This window comes from Arthrobacter sp. UYCu723, from assembly GCF_054059215.1.
On sequence record NZ_JBSSBW010000001.1, the window covers coordinates 425,816 to 441,758 of the forward strand.

A 15,943-nucleotide genomic window follows, 5' to 3' on the forward strand; every position below is an offset into this window, starting at 1 on the left:
CCTCAGCGAATAAAACAGACTAGTACCCCAGCGAAACCGGGACCTGTTCCTGGCCTGCGGCTCCCGGCGCCACCGCGATGGTTGAGATGTCCTGGGAGCTGTCCTGCTGCAGCAGCACCGCGCCGTAGGCCGGTTCACCAGCGGCGGACAGCTGGTAGCCGACGATCGGCGAACCCTCCACCTCGGCCGGCACCTTGAAGGACGCCGTGGTTCCACCGGCGATCTCCGCGGCCGCGGCCGTCCGAATTTTTCCGTCAGCGGTGATTGGGGTGTAAGAGATCGTGGCCTGTCCGCCCGGCGCCCCGAATACCAGGAAGCGGTCCCCGGCGGCGGGCACCGGAACAACATGCTGGCTTCCGAGCCTGGCCGAGGCGGGCGACCATGCGACGTCGGAGGCATCCTCCGAGGCCAGTCCCTTCGTGACGCGGGCGGCAGCGGTGAAGGAGACGTCCGAGCTGGCTTCGACGGTGTAGTAATCCTGCGGCAGACCCGCCAGCGAGACTTCGGTGACAGCTCCGGCCTTCGCCTCCACGACGCCCCCGCCAGGCAGTGCTTTCTGCCCGTCCCGTCCGTACAGCTTGACGGCCACCACAGCGTCGGAGGAGCCGGGCACCGCGATCTGAAGGGATGGTCCGGCTTCAGCGGAACCGGACTTCGCAGTGAGGGCCGCCAGGGCGGCGGGATCCTGTACCTCGACGCCGGAGATCACCTGGCGGGCCGCGGGGGCCGTTCCCGGCACGATGAAGTCGACTCCGCCAGGGGTGAGCCCGCGCAGCACGCTCTGCTGGATCACGGCGGCAACCGGGCCGCCGGCGCTGCGCACCCGGACGCCCAGCCGTTCCTGACCGGGGGCCAGCCCGGCCAGGATGACGGAGCGGGTGCTGCCGGGCGCCACGAGGAGCCCTCGGCTTCCGGGCGCATGGATCAGGCCCTTTGCCCCGTATAGGTCCAGGCTGACGGTGGCCGGGGTGGTTGAGGCGTTGCTGAGGTTGAGTACGGCGGTCCGGCCGAGCGCGGTGTTCGCGCCGACCAGCCAGAGATCGTTGGCAGGCTGCTGGCAGGCCGCGGCAGCTGAACCGCGGAGGTCCCCGTCGTCGGCCGTGAAGCTCATGATGGCGCCGGCGGAGGGCTGGCGGTTTGCCTGCGCATCGGCGCTCAGGACGCTGACCGCGTCCACGGCGCGCTCACGCACCACCCCGGCCAGCGGCGCGGGCGCACCGACGGCGGGCTTGGCGGCGGTTGCCGACGCGGACGGGTCTGCGGCCTTGGCGAGCTCGACGAGGGTCTTGCCCTTCAGCGAGGCGAGCCGGCTGCCGGGCAGGGTGCCCGCGGTTGAGCTGAGCACGACAGCATTCACGACGCTTTTCGCGCTGGCAGACTCCGGGCTGAACTGCGGATCGGTGCCCACCGGTGTGCCTTCGAGCAGCCGGGCAGGTCCCGGGCAGACGCCGATGTTGCCGCCGGCCGGGACGGCCGCCACGGGCGCCTCGAGTTGCCTGCTGCCACGTTCCTGCGGCACCAGCGACGCCGCCGACACGAGCCCGCCGCCGGCGGCGACGAGAGCGAGGGCGGAAAGGACACGCCCCACTGTCCCGCGCCGCGGTATTTTCAGGCGTGTCGGCACCGGGCCGGCTGCCCTTCGGCTGGCCGGCCTGCCCGACGTCTTCTGTTCAGCTGCCTGCTGTTCAGCTACCTGCTGTTCAGCTACCTGCTGTTCAGCTACCTGCTGTTCAGGGGCGTCGGGGCTGTCTTTCGCGCCGTCGCTGGCTTCCTTATGCATGCTGATGTTCCTTACGCAGGGAGCCTTCGTCCCGTGAGAGCCCGGTTTTCGGCCGGCGCGCCGGCATGGGAATCGCGAGCAGGACGGTCAGCCCGATCACGACGGCCTGCGCGATTCCTGCCCAAAGGGCCCAGGGAGCCTCATAGCGGATGCTCAGCTGGCCGCCCTCGGCGGGCAGGGTGAAGGCCTGGGCCCAGCCCGAGGTGGTGGCGGTCAGGCGGCGTCCGTCGAGCCAGGCGCTCCAGCCCGGATCGGCGCGTTCGGCGAGCACGACGAGGCGGCCTTCCGGGCCGGCAGGCACTGGGGCCCAGGCGGACACCGCCTCCGAGGGGAGCAGCCCGATGGCCGCACCGTCGCCGTCGACGATGCGCACGCGGTGCGCGACGTCGGCGGCCTCGATGACCGGCTGGTTCAGGGGGCTGATCCGCCAGAGCCAGCCGACATCCGTCTTGCCGACGGCGACGAGTCCCGGGACGGCGTCCATCCTGCTGGCCGTGAGCTGGGCCGCGGTGTCGGAGGCCCGCAGGACCACGAAGCCGACTCCGAGCCGCTCCAGGTCTTCGCGGGGATCCACCCCCTGTCCGGCGACGATCATGGCGACGACACCGCGGAGGGAACCGGCGACGGCGTCGTCGTCCCGGACCGTCTCACTGCCCGGCTGCCCCAGGATGGGGCGGGCGGCGGCGGCCGTGGACAGCGCGTCCAGGGTGGTGCCGGCACCACGCATGAGGGTGGCGCCGTAGCCGTCGTTTCCGGTGACGGTGATGATCAGGGTCCGGGCCTGTTCGGGGCCTTGGCCGCGGTCGACCGCGGTGGCCGGGAGGGTGCGGGGCATGGCCGGCCGGACCAGCCGTGGCGTGCCGAGGCTTCCCGTTCCGGCAACCAGGCCGGCGGCCGCTGTGGAATCCACAGCTGACGGTGCGTCGGCGGACTCCGCGGACTCCGCGGCCGGCGTGGGGGGCTGGAGAAGGTTTTGCGCGGTCCAGGCCGTGAGCCCTGCCAGTGGTCCGGCCAGCAGGAGGACGGTGGCCGTGGCGGCGGTGGCGCGGATCAGGAACCTGCGCCCGGCCGTCGCTGCGGCGGCCCGGTCGGCAGAATCCAGCAAATCTTCGGCACCGAGCAACGCGGCACCGAGGATGGCGAACGCGGCAGCGGACACCGTGGGTCCCGTGAACGGCGTGACCAGGACGCTCGCGCTGGCACCGGTGGCGACGTGTCCCGCCAGCCAGCCCCCGGCCAGCATCAGGACAGCCGCCGCCCACAGCCAGCGGGCAACGCCCGGCCGCCCCGGCAGGAAGAGCGCGGCCGCGGCGAGCAGCAGCGCGGGCAGGCCGATCAGCAGTGCAAGCAGCAACGCCCAGGGAACAATCGCCGCTGCGCCGAAACCGCCGAAGAACGGGAGGCCGGTCAGGCCGCCGTCGGCTGCGAACCGCAGCGGCTGCCCCAGCGCCTGCTGCCAGAGCGGCGCCGCGTCGAAGCCCAGCGGCATGCCGGGATCGGCAAGCACGGCCCGGGGCCGGTCCATGACGGAGACAGCGAACGGCACAAACAGTGCCGCGCTGGGAAGCAGGGCCCACCACACGGTGCGGCCACGCCGGCCCAGGAGCACACCGCAAAGGACCACGACGACGACGGCGGGCACCAGCAGTGCCGGGGCAGCCGCGGTGACCACGGCCAGCGCGAGCCCGGCTGCAGCCGCCGCGGTCCACGACGGGGTTCCGTTAATACCCGCCCTGGCGGGAGGCTGCAGCCTGCCGGGAGGCTGCAGCTTGGCGGGAGGCTGCAGCCTGGCGGGAGGCTGCACGCTAGTGCGCCTCTCCCCCGGGGCCTGAACAGCATGACGGCCGTGGCCGACGGCGGTGCCGGTGGCCCGCAGCAGGGCGAGCACGAGCAGGGGCATCATGACGTGGGCGAGCAGCGCACCGACGCGTCCCTGGTTGAGTGCCACCTGAAGGGCAGGGGCACCGGCCCAGACGAACGCGGCGGCCAGGCGGAGCCGGCGGCGCTGCGTCAGCGCACCGGCCGCGAACCAGGCCCCGAGCGCGGACAGCGGCATGGCGAGGACCAGCAGCCAGACCAGGGCGGCGTTGGCATCCCCCGCGCCCAGCACGCCCAGCAGCCACAGCACGTAGCCGAAGGGGTCGCCGTGCCCCGGAAGGCCCGCACCGAGGGTGATCCACCAGCCGGAGGCGTGGTCCCAGACCTCGCCCAGCCGGAGCGAGACGGGAATCAGTGCGCCTCCGGAGACCGCCTCGGCTTGGAAGAGGCTGAGCAGGCCGATCAGGGACGCCACCGTGGTGACGAGCACGGCGAGCAGCGCGCCGTTGCCCACCCATCCGCGCTCGGAGGTGGCGAGGGCGGCGAAGTCGTCCGCGGCGTCGCCGCTGGGTTGCTCGGCCAGTTCGTGGCCGGTGAGGGCCTCGCCGGCGTCGTCCGCGCCCAGGGCTTCCATCAGGGAGCGCCGGTGGGCCCAGACCTCACGCCGCGGTGTCTGCAGCCCCTTGATGACGGAGCGGCGGATGCGGCGGGTCCGCGCGGCATTGCGCCGGCCGCGGATCACGGCAGCGGGGCGTCCCAGGCCGCCAAAGGTAGCGAGCAGCTGGGAGAAACCGTGGCCGGGGTCCTTGACAGCGATGCTCAGGACAAGTTTGAAAAGGCTCCCCAGGAGTGCGCCCGCCGCATGCAGCGGAAGTTTCCAGCCAGCCGAATGCTTGAGCCGCAGGTGGACCTGGGCCTTCCGGGCTGCCTTCGCATTGCCCATCGCCTGGGGCCGGTGCGAAACGTGGAACATCCTGGCGGCAGGCACCACCACCACCCGGTGTCCGGCAAGCCGGTTGCGCCAGCAGAAGTCGACGTCGTCGCCGCTGCCCGGAAGTGCGGGGTCGAAGCCCCGGAGTTCCTCCCAGACGTCGCGGCGGACGAGCATGCCGGCGGAGTTGACGGCAAAGGTGTCGCTGCGGCCGTCGTACTGTCCCTGGTCCAGTTCGTCGGCGTCGATGAGGGTCAACCGTTCGGCCCAGCGGCTGGTGGAGAGGCCGACGTCGATCAGCCGCCGCTCGGCGTGCCAGTCCAGCTGCTTGCAGCCTGCCACGGTGACGGACGGGGCCCGTTCCACGGCATGGAGCAGTTCGGCGAGGGCTTCGGGTGCCGGTGCGGCGTCGTCGTGCAGCAGCCAGATCCATTCCGAACCGGGCCGGCCGGTTGAGCCGCTGCCCCCCGCCGTCCCGCCCTTCGCAGGCCATGGCGCGAGGGCGGCGAGTCCGGCAGTCACGGCGGCGCCCATGCCGCCTCTGGCCTGGGCGAAGTGAGCGACGTTGGCCTTGCCGAACGCCTGCTCCAGGAGAGCTGCAGAGTGGTCGCGGGAACCGGTGTCGACGCCTATCACAGCGTCCGCCGGCCGGGTCTGGCCCGCCAGCGCTGCCAGGGTCCTGGGGAGAAAGTCACCGCCGTCGTGGGAGACCACGACGGCGGTGACTCGTACTTCCTGAAGAATTAGACTGCTCGCTTCCTAAGCCGGCGGCGCTCCCGCTCGGAGAGGCCACCCCAGATGCCGAAGCGCTCGTCGTTGGACAGGGCGTACTCGAGGCACTGCGAACGCACGTTGCAGGCCCCGCAGACTTTCTTTGCGTCGCGCGTGGAGCCGCCCTTCTCAGGGAAGAATGCCTCCGGGTCCGTCTGTGCGCACAGCGCATCCGTCTGCCATCCGAGCTCGCCTTCATCGTCGAAGTCCTGCCGGGACGGCAACCCGATCCAGACCGGCTGCGCGGTGGTGCCTGCGCGGAGTGCGTGCAGTTCCATCGGCGGGTCGTGAAGATCGTTGTCCTGGTCCGGGCTGCCGGCCAGAAGTTCATCGTGCGCCGCCAGGAAGGCCGTGGCCTGGTCCTGGAGTGAGTCTCGAGTGTGTTCGTTGTAACGGTCGGCTGCGACCGGATCGGCCGGATCTACGTACCAGTCACTCGGCACTCCGCGTGAACGGTATTTCGCCGTGGCCTGGCCGGCGACGACGGCATCTTCATGGATACGCTCTGCTAGCCCCATTGGCGTTTCCCTCTCTGATTTTGCAGCCTTTTGCCTGACACTCGGACACTCGGTTGTGTGCCGGTTTCTACGCATTGGCCTTCGATACCTAATTACACGTGTGTAAGTATCCGGGAGTCAAGCCGCGGCGGAGATAATAATCAACTTGAGACCTGTTGCGGAGGCACGCCACGCCCGGGATTTTTCGCCCGCCCCCCGCACGGCGGCACCGTAGTTGTCAGGGTGCTGAGTACTTCCGGACGTTTTTACCGAAATCCCGGGGATCTTCCGGGCGGGCTGGATGGCGTCCGGAGCAAAGCCTCCGGCGCGCCTATGACGAAGATCACGGGTCCGCGCACCCCGGCAAGACGGCCGTGGCAAGATGAAGGCATGAGCATCCCGGCATTCGATCTGATGACAGCCCTGCGTTCCGGCCAGTCCACCTCGCCGCGGCTCACCTGGTACGGGCCGGAGGGCGAACGCGTTGAACTCTCGGGCCGGGTCCTGGACAACTGGGTGGCGAAAACCAGCAACCTCCTGCAGGACGAGCTCGACGCCGAGCCCGGTACGCGGCTGCGCCTGGACCTGCCCGCGCACTGGAAGTCGCTGATCCTCGCCCTCGCGGCCTGGCAACTGGGGATGGAACTGGTGCTCGATGCCGGAGAAGCGGACCTTGTGGCCACCGCCGATCCGGGGCCTGCCGCCGCGGAAGGGGCGTTCGACGCCGTCCTGGCAGTGGCGCTGCCGGCCCTGGCCATGCGCTGGCCGGGCGAGCTGCCCAGCGGGGTCGTCGACTACGCCGCCGAAGTCCGGTCCCACGGCGACGTCTTCATGCCGCACGTGGATCCGGAAGCATCCCGGCCGGCCGTACTGAGCACCGCCGGGACGGCGCACACGCACGCCGGGCTGTTGGACAGTTTCGCCTCGGTGCAGGACGCCGGACTGCGGCTGCTGGTGCCGGCCGGAGACGGCCTCGAGGCAGCCCTGGCCCGGTCGCTGGGCGTCTGGAAGACCGACGGTTCGGTGGTGCTGGTGCACCCCGACGTCGATGTGACGGAGAAGCTGCTCAGCGAGGAACGCGTCGACGGCCGCTAGGCGCCGTCCTTAAAGCCGGGCCGTAGCCCCTGGACCCTAGGAGTGCGGGCCCGGCAGCTCGGGATCCTTGACCTGCTCTTCAGGAACCCGGACGCCGGGAGCCGCGTGCCGGTGCCGCTCGATGATTTCGTGGTCGTGGGAGAATTCCGGCTCTTCGTCGAGTTCCTTGTTGAAGACCAGGAAGCGGTAGGCGAAGAACCGCATCACGGTGGCCACGAGGATGCCGACGACGCCCGCGAGGAACAGCATGTTCTTGTCGGTAATTCCGAAGCTGTACTTGGCGAGGGCGGTGAACCCGGTGGAGATGCCGATGCCGATGCCGTTGATGAGGATGAACATCAGGAACTCGCGCACCACGTTGTCCTGGCGGCGGCGCCGGAAGGTCCAGAAGCGGTTTGCGATCCACGAGAAGACGGTGGCGACGCTGGCGCCGACAAACCGGGCTTTGGCCTCGCTGTCGGTCATCGGACCGTGCATCAGGTAGTACGTGAGTCCGTTGTCGATGACGAACGCAACACCTCCAACGGCACCGAATTTGGCCACTTCGCGCCAGAAGAGCGAGGCAAGCCCGCGCATGCGCTCATTAAGTGTAGTAATCATGACCCTCCGTGGCCTGCTGGAACTGTCGGCCATTGGGCCAAGGGACTATTTTAGCGCCGATTGCCGGGAGCTCGCCCCGCAGGGGGTAACTGGGGGCCTTGGGAGCTGCACGGGCGCCCTCCCAACCTGGTCGGAGCGCGGACTCGATGTGGCGGGATTCGCCGTCCCTGCCGCGTCCGACGGCGCAAATTCGGGGTTAAGTCGGGGATAAGGTGAGGTCTTCGGTAGGCTGGGTGATGTGACTTTTCCTGTAATCGGTGTTGTTGGCGGCGGCCAACTGGCCCGCATGATGGCCCCGGCGGCCACCGCCCTGGGCTTCGAGCTCCGCGTCCTTGCCGAAGGGGAGGGCGTCTCTGCCGTCTCTGCCGTGGCCAACGCCCCGGTCGGTGACTACACCGATCTGGACCACCTGCTCGAGTTTTCCCGCGGCCTGGACGTCCTGACCTTCGATCATGAGCATGTCCCCACCGAGCATCTGCGCTCCCTGATCCGGGCCGGCGTCAACGTCCACCCCGGCCCGGACGCCCTGGTCCACGCCCAGGACAAGCTCGTGATGCGCGCCGCCATCGACAGGCTGGAACTCCCCAACCCGCGCTGGGCCGCCGTCGCCGATGTGGCGGAGCTGACTGCCTTCGGCGAGGCCACCGGCTGGCCCGTGGTCCTGAAGACCCCCCGCGGCGGTTACGACGGCAAGGGCGTGCGGATTGTTGATTCCGCCGCTGACGCCGCCGGGACCTCGGCGTGGTTCGAGGCGATGTCGCCCCTGCTGGCCGAGGCCAAGGTGGAGTTCAGCCGCGAACTCTCGGCGCTCGTCGCCCGGACCCCGGACGGTGAATCCAGGGCCTGGCCGGTGGTGCACACGATCCAAGTCGACGGTGTGTGCGACGAAGTCATCGCCCCCGCCCTGGACATCCCGCTCGAGGTGGCCGCTGCGGCAGAGAACGCAGCCCTCCGGATTGCCAACGAGCTGGGCGTCACGGGTGTCATGGCCGTTGAACTGTTCGAAACGCCCGGCGTCGGCGCAGGGTTCCTGATCAATGAACTCGCGATGCGCCCGCACAACACCGGCCACTGGACGCAGGACGGCTCTGTCACGAGCCAGTTTGAACAACACCTCCGCGCCATCCTTAACCTGCCGCTCGGCGCCACCGACGTCCTCGGCCCCGTCGTCGTGATGAAGAATTTCCTGGGCGGCGACAACCAGGACCTGTTTTCCGCCTACCCCGCAGCCCTCGCCAGCGAACCCGCCGCGAAGGTCCACTGCTACGGCAAGGCCGTGCGGCCGGGACGCAAGATCGGCCACGTCAACCTTGTCGGCACGTCCGCGGCGGAGGTGGACTCCCTCCGGGAGCGGGCCACCACGGTGGCCAACATCATCAGGAACGGCCGGGCGCAGCCCGGCACCCCATCTGGACTTTCCGAGGAGACCGCATGAGCGCCAGCACCGAAATGCCCGCCGCGAGCAGCGAACCACTCAGCGGCGGCCCGATCGTTGGCCTCGTCATGGGCTCGGACTCGGACTGGCCCGTGATGGAGGCTGCCGCCGAGGCGCTCGCCGAGTTCGGCATCCCATTTGAGGCCGACGTCGTCTCCGCCCACCGCATGCCCGCCGAAATGATCCGCTACGGGCAGACCGCGCACGCGCGCGGACTGCGCGTCATCATCGCCGGCGCGGGAGGCGCCGCCCATCTGCCCGGGATGCTCGCCTCCGTCACGCCGCTCCCCGTGATCGGTGTACCGGTGCCGCTCAAGACGCTCGACGGCATGGATTCCTTGCTGTCCATCGTGCAGATGCCCGCCGGGGTTCCCGTCGCCACGGTGTCCATCGGCGGCGCGCGTAACGCCGGGCTGCTCGCCGTCCGGATGCTCGCCTCGGGCACCGATGACCTCGCCACCCAGCTCAGGGCCGACCTCGTCGAGTTCGCCCAGGAACTCAACGACGTCGCCACGCGCAAAGGCGCCAACCTCCGGCAAAAAGTGAGCGAAGTGTTCTCCGACGGGAACGGAAGCACAGCCACGCGGAGCAGCCGTTAAGGATCACCCGATGACCAATAGTTACGCCCCTGCTCCGCAGAACAAACGGCGGCCGGACCGGCAGAACCAGCCGCAGCCGTCCCTGACGGACCCTGTCCGCTTTCCCTCGGGCGCCGCGGCACCGGTCCTGACCAAGCGCGCGTTCCTGCTGGTCCTGATGACGCTGCTGGTTCCCGGCAGCGCCCAGATCGTCGCGGGCAACAAGCGGCTCGGAAGGATCGCGCTGCGGGTCACCTTCACCGTCTGGGCACTGACCCTTGCGGCGGTTGTGCTTCTCCTGACGGCGCGTTCCACGCTGATCAACCTCCTGACGAACCCCATCGCCTCGCTCCTGCTGGTCATCGGCCTCGCGGTCCTCGCCATCGGCTGGGCCGCCCTGTTCTACAACACCCTGCGCCTGATCCGCCCGGCGCTGCTGGCACCCGGGGTGCGCCCCGCCGTCGTGCTGGCCCTCGTGCTGGCGATGGTCCTTGGCAGCGGTTCACTGGGCTATGCGGCCTACCTGCTCAACGTGGGACGGGACGCAATCGGGAGCATCTTCTCCTCCAACGGCCCCACGATCGAGCCGTCCGAGGGCCGGTACAACTTCCTGATGATGGGCGGCGACGCCGGAGCGGACCGCACGGGCCGCCGCCCGGACAGCCTCTCCGTCATCAGCGTTGACGCCAAGACCGGCAAAACCGCCATCATCTCGGTGCCCCGCAACCTCCAGAACGCGCAGTTCAGCGAAGACTCCCCCATGCGCAAGATATACCCCGACGGCTACGACTGCGGCGACGAATGCCTCATCAACGCCATCAACACCGAAGTCACCAACGAACACCAGGACCTCTACCCCGGGGTGGAAGACCCGGGTGCGCAGGCCACGCTGGAGGCGGTGTCCGGAACGCTCGGCATCAAGGTCCAGGCCTACGTGCTGGTGGACATGGAAGGCTTCTCCAAGCTCATCGATGCCATGGGCGGCATCCGGATCAAGGCGGGCGGCTGGGTCCCGATGAGCGGCGACATGGTCGATGAGGCCAACGGCATTCACGGCATGCCGCTGGGCTGGATCCCGGCAGGAGACCAGACGCTGGATGGTTACCACGCCCTCTGGTACGGCCGTTCGCGGGAATTCGTGGACGATTACGCCCGGATCCAGCGGCAGCAGTGCGTCCAGCAGGCGATGCTCAAGCAGCTCGACCCGGCCACGCTGCTGTCCAAGTTCGAAGACATCGCCAAGGCGGGCACCAAGGTGGTGGACTCCAATATTTCCGCTGGCCAGCTCGGAAGCTTCGTGGACCTGGCGATGAAGGCCAAGGGCCAGGAAGTGAGCCGCCTGACCATCGGGCCGCCGGACTTCGACGCCTCCTTCTCAACGGTTCCGGACTTCGATCAGATCCACGAGCGGGTGGACCGGCTCCTCGCCGCGAAGGCCTCGGCAACGGCCGATGACAGCCTGCTCCCGCAGGCCGCGGCGCCCGGACCGCTCTCCGCCGCCGGCGGGGTAACCGGCACGCAGCCCCCGCCGCCGCCGTCGGACTTCACCCCCGTGACCACGACGCCCGACGGCGAGCCGATCACGGAGGAGATGCTCAACGATTTCAAGCGTCAGGGCGACGAACAGTCGATCCGCGATCTGGTCGCGACCAACGGCCAGTGCGCGCCGCTCTAGACTCCGGAAGCGCTCCGGATATCCGGGACGCGGACTTGACCTGATCCGGCGGTCCACCCAACTTTTAGCGACCGAACGTCAGTAACCAGATAGGGACCAGGCAGTGTACGAACTCGAGAACGTCCTCCGGCCCTACGCCTGGGGTTCCACCACGGCGATTGCGAAACTGCTCGGCAGGCCCGCGTCCGGCGGGCCCGAGGCCGAGCTGTGGATCGGCGCGCACCCGGACTCCCCGTCCGTGGCGCTGTCGTATGCCGCGTCCGGTTCCGGCGGAGCGCACGCCGCGGGGGCTGACGACGACGGACGCCGGCCCCTGGACGAGCTGATCGCGGAAGACCCGGAGCATCACCTGGGCGGCGAAAGCATCGCCGAGTTCGGCCCCCGGCTGCCGTTCCTGCTCAAGGTCCTCGCCGCGGACAGACCGCTCTCCCTGCAGGTGCATCCCACGCTCCGCCAGGCCCGGGAAGGCTTTGCCCGGGAGGAGGCCGCAGGCGTCGATCACTCCGCCCCCGGGCGCAACTACAAGGACGACAACCACAAGCCGGAAATGATCTTCGCGCTGACGGATTTCGAGGCACTGTGCGGCTTCCGTCCGGCGGTGGAATCCCGCGGCGTCTTCCTGCACCTGGCGGCGTGCTTTGACCTGGCTGGGCTCGAGCTCCCTCCGCTGGTTCCGCAGCTGCTGGAAGACCTGGCCCAACCCGACGAACAGGCTGCCCTGCGCGCCGCCTTCGAACGGCTGATAGCTGGCGGCGAGGACGTTTCGCACGCGACCGCCGCCGTCGTCGCCGCCCTGGTCTCGGGCGCCCCCACGGCCTCCTACCAGGCGGAGCTGTCGACCGTCGTCGAGCTCAACGGCGAATATCCCGGCGACCCGGGCGTGCTGATCTCGCTGCTGCTGAACCGGATTTCGCTGGCGCCGGGTGAGGCCGTGTACCTGCCCGCCGGCAATGTGCACGCGTACCTCCACGGCCTCGGGATCGAGGTCATGGCCTCCTCGGACAATGTGCTCCGCGGCGGGCTGACGCCCAAGTTCGTGGACGTGCCGGAGCTCCTCAAGACCGTTGCGTTCGAGGCCGTCGGCGTGCCGATGCTCGGCGCCGGGACCACGATGCTGGGCCAGGAGCTCTTCCGGCCGCCGTTCCGGGAATTCCAGCTGCAGCGGGTGGACCTGGAGCCCGGCGGCGAGCCGGTCCCGCTGGCGCAGTCCGGAGCCGCCGTGATCATCGTGGTCGCCGGCGCCGTCCTCCTCGACTCCCCCAAGGGCGAGCTGCGCCTGGGCCGCGGCGCGAGCGCCTTCCTGCCCGCCGCCGAAGCGCCGGTCAACGTGCACGCCGTCTCCGGCGCCACCGAGGCAGCCCTGGCCTTTGCCGTCACCACCGCACTGAAAGCCTGACACCGTGGACTATTTCCTGCAGAGCCCCCCGTGGGCCGACTTCCAACGCGCGCTGGGCCGGACCGTCCATGAAAAGTCCGGGCCCGGCTGGAGCTTCCTCGCGGTCGAGGAGACGAACCCGGCGGGGAAGCTGCTGTACGCACCCTACGGCCCGGTGGCCTCTACGCTGGAGGCGTTCGACGCCGCGCTGGCGGCCCTGACGGATCTGGCGCGCAGCCGCGGGGCAGTGTTTGTCCGGATTGAGCCGGTAGGTGCCGGCCTGCCAGCGCCCGCCGCCGCCGTGTTGCGCAGCCGCGGCCTGCAGCCCGCGCCGGCGAACCAGCAGCCCGAGCTCAGCTGGATTGTGGACCTGGACCGCGATTTCAAGGACGTCCTGGCGGACATGAAGCCGGTGAACCGCAACCTGTACCGGAACATCCACAAGAAGGGTGTGACGTTCCGCTCCAGCCAGGATCCGGCCGAGGTCTCGGTGCTGCTGGATTTCCTGCATATGACCGCGGCGCGCAACGGTTTCAAGCCCCAGAGCGATGAGTACCTGAGCCAGGTGGCCCGCTCCCTGATGCCGGCCGGGGCCGCGACGCTCTTCATTGCCGAGCTGGAGGGCACTCCGATCGCCGCCGCCCTGGCGTACGATTCGGCGGACACCCGCACCTACGCGCACGCCGCGCTGGATGACACGCACCGGAAGCTCAGCGCGGGCATTCCGCTGCTGGTGACCCTGATCGCCGACGCCAGGGACAAGGGCCTGAAGCACGTCGACCTCTGGGGCGTGGCCCCCGAAGACCAGCCGGACCACAAGTGGGCCGGTTTCACGGTGTTCAAGAAGTCCTTCGGCGGACGCGGGGTGGCCTATCCCGGCACCTGGGACCTGCCGGTGCGGAAGCTGCGCTACGGCGCGTACCAGCTGGCCCGCCGGTGTGCCCAGGCCGCGAAGACGTTGGTCAAGGGGCTGCAGACGGGCGTCCGCGCCCGGCTCCGGAAGTAACCCCTCCACCCCGGGCTCTCCCTCTCCCTCCTCCTCGCTCCCCCCTCTCTCCCCTCTCCCCCCTCTCTCCCCTCTCTCCCCTCGCGCGAGCGGACACTTGGCGCCCCGGAACCGCGGTTTTCCGGGCGCCAGGTGCCCGTTCGCGCTGTCAGGCGGGGCCCGGCCTGTGGATAACCGGGTGCGGGGGTCCCGGACCGGCGAAACTGAAGCATGCCCCGCCTGCCTTTGCCGCCGGAACTCCTGGCTGGCTCCTTCACAGCCGCCGCCTCGGATGACGCCGGACTGACCCGGAAACGCACACGCCGGCCGGACGTCTACATTCCTTCCCGCGGCATCAGGATCCCCGCCGGGGGTCCCGGCGGCGCGGCGTCCAACCTGCGCGCCTTCACAGCCCTCGACGGCGTGTCGATCATTACCCATCACTCCGGCGGCTTGGTCTGGGGTGTGAGCCTCCCGGCGTGGCTGCAGGAGGACTGGCGGATCCATGTGGCGAGGGAACGCAACTGCAGCAAACCCCGGCGCCGGAATGTCGTCGGGCACCGCCTGACCTTCCTTGCCGGCGAGGTCGTCAATCTGAACGGCCTGCGCGTCACCTCAGCGGCCCGGACGTGGCTGGATCTGGCGTCCTTGCTGGCCCCGGACGAGCTGGTGGCGGCCGGCGACTCGATCGTCGTCGGACACGGCCGGGACTTTCCTGCGCCCCGCGTTGCACTGGCCTCGATCGGCGAGCTGCAGCGGATGGTCGCCGCGCATCCCGGTATGCGCGGGGTGCGGACGGCGCGTGCAGCGCTGGCCGATATCCGGGTGGGGGCGGATTCTCCGCAGGAGACGAAAATGCGGCTCGTCCTTTGCCGGGCCGGGCTGGGTGAACCTGTCCTCAACTACATGGTCCGCAACAGCTGGGGCCGGCCCGCCGTCTGGCCTGATGCGGCCTACCCGGAACACCGGATCGCCCTGCAGTACGACGGCGCACACCACGGGGACCCACAGCAGTACAGGCTCGACATCTTGCGCCAGACGGCGACCGAACGCCTTGGCTGGCGGGAGATCAGGGTTTCCAAGGACGACCTGGAGGGAGACCACCCGTTCGTCGTCGAAAAGGTCCGGGCCGCATTGGGCCGCCAAGAACAGCGCGAGCGTACAGCTGGGGCCCCGAATCGCGTCGATCCGGGGCCCCAAGCGTACGTTCGCGCTACCTGAAGGGAGCGGCCTAGTTCTTGCGGGCGTAGCCTTCCCACTTGCTGGCCTGGTGCTCGCCGTCCACGAACCGGATGGTGCCGGACTTCGAGCGCATCACGATGGACTGCGTGAGGACCTTGTCCTTGGAGTAGCGCACGCCCTTGAGGAGGTCACCGTCGGTGATGCCGGTGGCCGCGAAGTAGCAGTTGTCGCTGGAGACGAGGTCGTTGGTGGACAGCACACGGTCCAGGTCGTGGCCGGCGTCGATGGCCTTCTGCTTCTCGTCATCGCTCGTGGGCCACAGGCGGCCCTGGATCACGCCGCCGAGGGACTTGATGGCGCAGGCCGAGACGATGCCTTCCGGCGTACCGCCGATACCCATCAGGGCATCGACACCGGTACCGGCGCGCGCGGCAGCGATAGCACCGGCGACGTCGCCGTCCATGATGAACTTCGTGCGGGCACCGGCCTCGCGGATTTCCTCCACGAGCCCACGGTGGCGGTCCCGGTCCAGGATCATCACGTTGAGCTGGTTGACCTTGACGCCCTTGGCCTTGGCGATGAGGTGCAGGTTCTGCTTGACCGGCAGGCGCAGGTCCACCATGTCGGCCGCTTCCGGGCCGGTCACGAGCTTTTCCATATAGAAGACCGCGGAGGGGTCGAACATGGAGCCGCGCTCCGCCACGGCCAGGACGGCCAAGGCGTTGTTGATGCCGAGGGCAGCGAGGCGGGTTCCGTCGATGGGGTCGACGGCGACGTCGCACTCGGGGCCTGTGCCGTCACCGACATTCTCGCCGTTGAAGAGCATCGGGGCCTCGTCCTTCTCGCCTTCACCGATGACCACAACGCCGTTGAAGTGGACCGTCTGAAGGAAGGAGCGCATGGCGTCGACGGCGGCGCCGTCTGCCTTGTTCTTGTCGCCGAAACCAACCCAGTGGCCGCCGGCGATGGCCGCGGCCTCGGTGACGCGGACCAGTTCCAGTGCAAGGTTGCGGTCAGGCTCGTCGATCCCGACGGCGAGAGACGGGGAAAGCGTGGAGTACTTCTGGGTCATGGACGCTGGTGACACGTGAACCTCTTCTTCGAGTGGCGATCGTTGAACCCGGACGGCCAAGATCGATCCGTCGCGGTGATTCGTCTGTTACTGATCATAGTCGCGCCGGGAATGCTACGTCTCGGCATGACCACGCCGTGAAACACCTC

At 69.3% G+C, this 15,943-nt stretch carries 12 protein-coding genes; 7 read left to right on the forward strand and 5 right to left on the reverse strand.

What is annotated here, in order from left to right; all coding sequences use genetic code 11:
• Positions 1 to 19 precede the first annotated feature (19 nt).
• From ACVWZ8_RS01890 to ACVWZ8_RS01900, 3 genes are read right to left on the reverse strand one after another with little or no spacing between them, the layout of a single operon-like run.
• Positions 20 to 1,780, reverse strand: coding sequence for a DUF5719 family protein (locus tag ACVWZ8_RS01890; protein WP_456503614.1), 1,761 nt, complete (start codon positions 1,778 to 1,780; stop codon positions 20 to 22).
• A complete protein-coding gene (locus ACVWZ8_RS01895; protein ID WP_456503615.1) occupies positions 1,773 to 5,243 on the reverse strand; it encodes a glycosyltransferase family 2 protein in 3,471 nt (1,156 codons plus the stop codon). Before ACVWZ8_RS01895 ends, ACVWZ8_RS01890 begins: the two co-directional genes overlap by 8 nt.
• A gap of 29 nt (positions 5,244 to 5,272) precedes the next feature.
• Positions 5,273 to 5,818, reverse strand: coding sequence for a WhiB family transcriptional regulator (locus ACVWZ8_RS01900; protein WP_426976553.1), 546 nt, complete (start codon positions 5,816 to 5,818; stop codon positions 5,273 to 5,275).
• Between the two features lie 369 nt (positions 5,819 to 6,187).
• Between ACVWZ8_RS01900 and ACVWZ8_RS01905 the strand changes: the two genes are divergently transcribed.
• Positions 6,188 to 6,892: a TIGR03089 family protein gene (locus tag ACVWZ8_RS01905; RefSeq protein ID WP_456503616.1), complete on the forward strand. Its 705-nt coding sequence runs from the start codon at positions 6,188 to 6,190 to the stop codon at positions 6,890 to 6,892.
• 36 nt (positions 6,893 to 6,928) lie between these two features.
• Here ACVWZ8_RS01905 and ACVWZ8_RS01910 read toward each other — a convergent pair whose 3' ends face one another.
• On the reverse strand, positions 6,929 to 7,492 hold the full coding sequence (locus tag ACVWZ8_RS01910; RefSeq protein ID WP_456503617.1) for a GtrA family protein: 564 nt from the start codon (positions 7,490 to 7,492) through the stop codon (positions 6,929 to 6,931).
• A 238-nt stretch (positions 7,493 to 7,730) separates the two neighbouring features.
• Between ACVWZ8_RS01910 and ACVWZ8_RS01915 the strand changes: the two genes are divergently transcribed.
• From ACVWZ8_RS01915 to ACVWZ8_RS01940, 6 genes are all read left to right on the forward strand, one after another.
• A complete protein-coding gene (locus ACVWZ8_RS01915) occupies positions 7,731 to 8,927 on the forward strand; it encodes a 5-(carboxyamino)imidazole ribonucleotide synthase (RefSeq protein ID WP_456503618.1) in 1,197 nt (398 codons plus the stop codon).
• Positions 8,924 to 9,526, forward strand: a complete 603-nt coding sequence (purE, locus tag ACVWZ8_RS01920; RefSeq protein WP_456503619.1) for a 5-(carboxyamino)imidazole ribonucleotide mutase — start codon at positions 8,924 to 8,926, stop codon at positions 9,524 to 9,526. The genes ACVWZ8_RS01915 and purE overlap by 4 nt, the downstream gene beginning before the upstream one ends.
• A 10-nt stretch (positions 9,527 to 9,536) precedes the next feature.
• Positions 9,537 to 11,180: an LCP family protein gene (locus ACVWZ8_RS01925; RefSeq protein WP_426976549.1), complete on the forward strand. Its 1,644-nt coding sequence runs from the start codon at positions 9,537 to 9,539 to the stop codon at positions 11,178 to 11,180.
• A gap of 103 nt (positions 11,181 to 11,283) precedes the next feature.
• A complete protein-coding gene (manA, locus tag ACVWZ8_RS01930; protein WP_426976548.1) occupies positions 11,284 to 12,576 on the forward strand; it encodes a mannose-6-phosphate isomerase, class I in 1,293 nt (430 codons plus the stop codon).
• A gap of 4 nt (positions 12,577 to 12,580) precedes the next feature.
• Complete coding sequence (locus tag ACVWZ8_RS01935) at positions 12,581 to 13,561, forward strand: lipid II:glycine glycyltransferase FemX (protein ID WP_426976547.1); 981 nt, start codon at positions 12,581 to 12,583, stop codon at positions 13,559 to 13,561.
• Between the two features lie 210 nt (positions 13,562 to 13,771).
• Positions 13,772 to 14,761 (forward strand): endonuclease domain-containing protein, encoded by a 990-nt coding sequence (locus ACVWZ8_RS01940; protein WP_426976546.1) that lies wholly within the window; start codon positions 13,772 to 13,774, stop codon positions 14,759 to 14,761.
• Between the two features lie 10 nt (positions 14,762 to 14,771).
• Here ACVWZ8_RS01940 and glpX read toward each other — a convergent pair whose 3' ends face one another.
• Positions 14,772 to 15,794, reverse strand: coding sequence for a class II fructose-bisphosphatase (gene glpX, locus ACVWZ8_RS01945; protein WP_426979832.1), 1,023 nt, complete (start codon positions 15,792 to 15,794; stop codon positions 14,772 to 14,774).
• Positions 15,795 to 15,943: the final 149 nt, after the last annotated feature.

Bases quoted from the DNA above. Each gene is read 5' to 3' on its own strand.
- ACVWZ8_RS01890 (WP_456503614.1), bottom strand. From the start codon at position 1,780: ATGCATAAGGAAGCCAGCGACGGCGCGAAAGACAGCCCCGACGCCCCT.
- ACVWZ8_RS01900 (WP_426976553.1), bottom strand. From the start codon at position 5,818: ATGGGGCTAGCAGAGCGTATCCATGAAGATGCCGTCGTCGCCGGCCAG.
- ACVWZ8_RS01905 (WP_456503616.1), top strand. From the start codon at position 6,188: ATGAGCATCCCGGCATTCGATCTGATGACAGCCCTGCGTTCCGGCCAG.
- ACVWZ8_RS01910 (WP_456503617.1), bottom strand. From the start codon at position 7,492: ATGATTACTACACTTAATGAGCGCATGCGCGGGCTTGCCTCGCTCTTC.
- purE (WP_456503619.1), top strand. From the start codon at position 8,924: ATGAGCGCCAGCACCGAAATGCCCGCCGCGAGCAGCGAACCACTCAGC.
- ACVWZ8_RS01925 (WP_426976549.1), top strand. From the start codon at position 9,537: ATGACCAATAGTTACGCCCCTGCTCCGCAGAACAAACGGCGGCCGGAC.
- ACVWZ8_RS01940 (WP_426976546.1), top strand. From the start codon at position 13,772: ATGCCCCGCCTGCCTTTGCCGCCGGAACTCCTGGCTGGCTCCTTCACA.
- glpX (WP_426979832.1), bottom strand. From the start codon at position 15,794: ATGACCCAGAAGTACTCCACGCTTTCCCCGTCTCTCGCCGTCGGGATC.